Here is a 2,778-nt window from a genome sequence, read left to right on the forward strand (position 1 = left end):
CCGTAGCCGCCGGTGCCGGTCCGCGTCCCCGCGGGGTAGTCGCCCGGGCCGTAGCCCGTCGGGCCGAGGCCGGGGGTCGCCGGCGTCGTCGGCAGCGTCGGCACGGACGGCGGGTTCGGGTTGTGCCCCGAGAGGGAGGTGTCGCCCGGGGCGTTCAGCTTGGGCGTCTCCAGCGGGTTCACCCCGTTCTGGCCGAGCCCGTCGAGGCTCGTACGGCCGAGGCCGTCCTTCCCGAGGCCGCTGCCGTCCGGATCGAGGCCGCTGCCGCCGAGGCCGCCGTTCGGGTCGCCGGCGCCGGGCAGGCCGCCGTTCCCGCCGGGACCGGGCAGGTCGCCCGTGCCGGGCAGGTCCGGATGCTTCAGGCCGGTGTCGAGGTCGGCGCCCGGCATGTCCTTGGGCGGCTTCCAGCCGTCGCCGAGACCGGATGCGCCCTTCGGGAGACCGCCGCCGCCGAGCCCCAGGTTCTTGGGGTCGAACCCGGCCCCCTTCGGACCGCCCTTGAGACCGTCCAGGCCGTCCTTCCCGGTGCCGCCCGAGCTCTGCTTCTCGGCTTCCTTGGCGTTCTTGACCGCCTGGTCGAGGGCCGCCTTCCAGGACTCCAGGACGTCCTTGCCCTTCGCCACGGCGTCGGCCGCCTGGTTCCGCACCTGGCTGTGCACGCCGTTCAGGGCGCCGCCGATCACACCGAAGGTCAGCGGCGGAAGGTGGATCTTCTTGATCCGGCCGCTCGTGTCCGCCAGGACCTGCCCCCGGCCGGCCACGTCGTTGCCGAACTTCGCGACCTCGCCGTAGTCCATCTTGAACTCGGGGTCCGTCAGGCGCGGGTCCACCGCGCCCCCCGATCCCATCGTGGTCGCGAGGCCGGCGAAAGGATTCGTCGCGCCCCCGCTCGTATCCGTCACAACATCCTCCGGCCGATTGATTTCGGTTTCACCTAAATGCGGCGCGAGTCACCCCAAAGCTCGCAAAACGTACAAATCCCCTAACCGGCTGTCTGACAAAACCACAAGAGACGTGACAGAATCTTAATCTCGGACAGTCCCGGCAAGGCGTCCACTGATCCATTACTGTGACTTTTGGGTCGACCACCCGACCCTCCTGGTCGGGGGTAATTGACAGGATCAGTGGAGGTGGCCATGTCGCACTCTGGCGCAAGCCAGGCTCAAGTCAGCCGGCACGACCTGGACGAGGCGATCACCTGGATCGGCGACGCGGCCGAGAACATCCGCGGCATCCAGCGTTACCTGGACAGCGCCGGCGAGAACCTCAGGACCCACTGGCAGGGCGAGTCGCACCACGCGTTCAACAAGGTGCACCTGCTGTGGCACGAGCGCATGGACGTCATCCTGGGCAGCCTGCAGACCCTCGCGGAGAGCATCAGGGCGAACAACAAGAACTACGCCGAGTTCAACGCGCAGGCGACCGCCGAGATCAACAAGATCGAGGCGCTCATCAACCAGGCCCCGCCCGCCTCGTACAGCCGCTGAGCCCGAGACGACCACCAGGAACGGACGGAGAGCGCGATGGTGGACTTCGACATCACCAAGGTCAACTTCAGTGGTCTCGACTCAGGCGAGACCGAGTTCCAGAACGCCTTCAACCGGCTGGTCACCGAGCTGGAGAACCTGGAGAACAAGCTCAACACCAAGACCGCGATCTGGCAGGGCAGCGCCAAGGACGCCTACGACCAGACCCGGCGGATCTGGCAGCAGGAGGCCAAGGGCCTGGCGGACATCGTCTCGCTGCTGGCGAAGAACATCAACATCACCAACATGAACATGCAGGACGTGGAGCGGATCAACGCGGCCATGTTCGACGGCAAGTGAGCGGACGTCCGACGGTACGGCCGGAGGCGCCGGCGCTCCTTCGCCGGTGCCCGTCACGGCGTTGACGGAGGGTGACGCATGGGTCGCGACGGTGGCGTGCAGGTCAGCCGGACCGCGCTCAGGAACGCGCGCAAGGACTTCGAGGAGGTCCTCGAGGTGCTGGCGCCGGGCGCGTCCAAGGGCACGATGACACCGGTCGCCTTCCACGAGGGCGGCGCGGTGAAGCGCCTGATCATGCGGCGTGAGGCGATCGGCGGCTTCTGGGAGGCCGCCACGGGGTTCCACTCGAGCCTGACCAGCGCGGAGGTCGCGGTCACCGCCATCTACGCGGAGATCGCCTCGACCCTCGGCATCGCCGCCGAACGCCTGGAACTGGCGGTCAGGAACCTCGACGCCGGAGAGCAGGCGGGCGCGCGGCACCTCGGTGTGGCGGACGTCTAGTCGCATGCGGAGTGGTTGAGGAGGCGCCGTGGCGGAGCGGAAGATGCCCATCAGGGCGGCGATCGACGCGTCCGATCCGGGCGTCGTCATGCTGGACACGCTGCGCACCTCGCTCGAGAAGACCGACCCCGAGCTCATCAGGGCGGCCTCGGGCGAGTTCAAGGGCGTGCACGACAAGCTCAAGTCCGTGGTCGAGACGCTCGACCGGCACCTGGACTCGCTCGACAAGCACTGGACGACGGGTGAGGACGCCAAGCAGGTCAAGGAGCAACTCCGCCGGCTCAGGGCCTCCACGGTCGCGGTGATGACCGCGATCGTGGAGACCTCCGCCGCGGCGGGGCAGTCGGGGTCGCCCTCGGCGCGCGGCGTGGTGCCCGCACTGGACGTGTACGCCAGTTCCCTCAACCAGTTCCGGGGCGAGAACGTCCCCGAGCCCACGAAGAGCGACATCGACTGGTACGACGCGGCCGTGGAGGCGGGAGCGGTCGGCGCGGCCGGCGGCGCCATCGCC

4 protein-coding genes and 1 pseudogene are annotated in these 2,778 nt (G+C 68.8%); 4 read left to right on the forward strand and 1 reads right to left on the reverse strand.

Annotated features, from left to right (window positions below):
- A pseudogene (locus AB0J39_RS39020) lies at positions 1-902 on the reverse strand (hypothetical protein); the annotation flags it as partial.
- Between the two features lie 234 nt (positions 903-1,136).
- Here AB0J39_RS39020 and AB0J39_RS39025 point away from each other — a divergent pair.
- The 4 genes from AB0J39_RS39025 to AB0J39_RS39040 all read left to right on the forward strand — a co-directional run.
- Complete coding sequence (locus AB0J39_RS39025; protein ID WP_169986094.1) at positions 1,137-1,487, forward strand: WXG100 family type VII secretion target; 351 nt, start codon at positions 1,137-1,139, stop codon at positions 1,485-1,487.
- A 36-nt stretch (positions 1,488-1,523) separates the two neighbouring features.
- Complete coding sequence (locus tag AB0J39_RS39030; RefSeq protein WP_363474190.1) at positions 1,524-1,826, forward strand: WXG100 family type VII secretion target; 303 nt, start codon at positions 1,524-1,526, stop codon at positions 1,824-1,826.
- A 78-nt stretch (positions 1,827-1,904) separates the two neighbouring features.
- Entirely contained in the window at positions 1,905-2,267 is a 363-nt protein-coding gene (locus tag AB0J39_RS39035; protein WP_363474192.1) for a hypothetical protein, read from the forward strand.
- Between the two features lie 28 nt (positions 2,268-2,295).
- Positions 2,296-2,778, forward strand: a 483-nt coding sequence (locus AB0J39_RS39040) for a WXG100 family type VII secretion target (RefSeq protein WP_363474194.1), incomplete at its 3' end; no start/stop codon positions are given.

This window comes from Microbispora sp. NPDC049633, assembly GCF_040675265.1.
Taxonomy (GTDB): Bacteria; Actinomycetota; Actinomycetes; order Streptosporangiales; family Streptosporangiaceae; genus Microbispora; species Microbispora maris.

Bases quoted from the DNA above. Each gene is read 5' to 3' on its own strand.
- AB0J39_RS39035 (WP_363474192.1), top strand. From the start codon at position 1,905: ATGGGTCGCGACGGTGGCGTGCAGGTCAGCCGGACCGCGCTCAGGAAC.
- AB0J39_RS39030 (WP_363474190.1), top strand. From the start codon at position 1,524: ATGGTGGACTTCGACATCACCAAGGTCAACTTCAGTGGTCTCGACTCA.
- AB0J39_RS39025 (WP_169986094.1), top strand. From the start codon at position 1,137: ATGTCGCACTCTGGCGCAAGCCAGGCTCAAGTCAGCCGGCACGACCTG.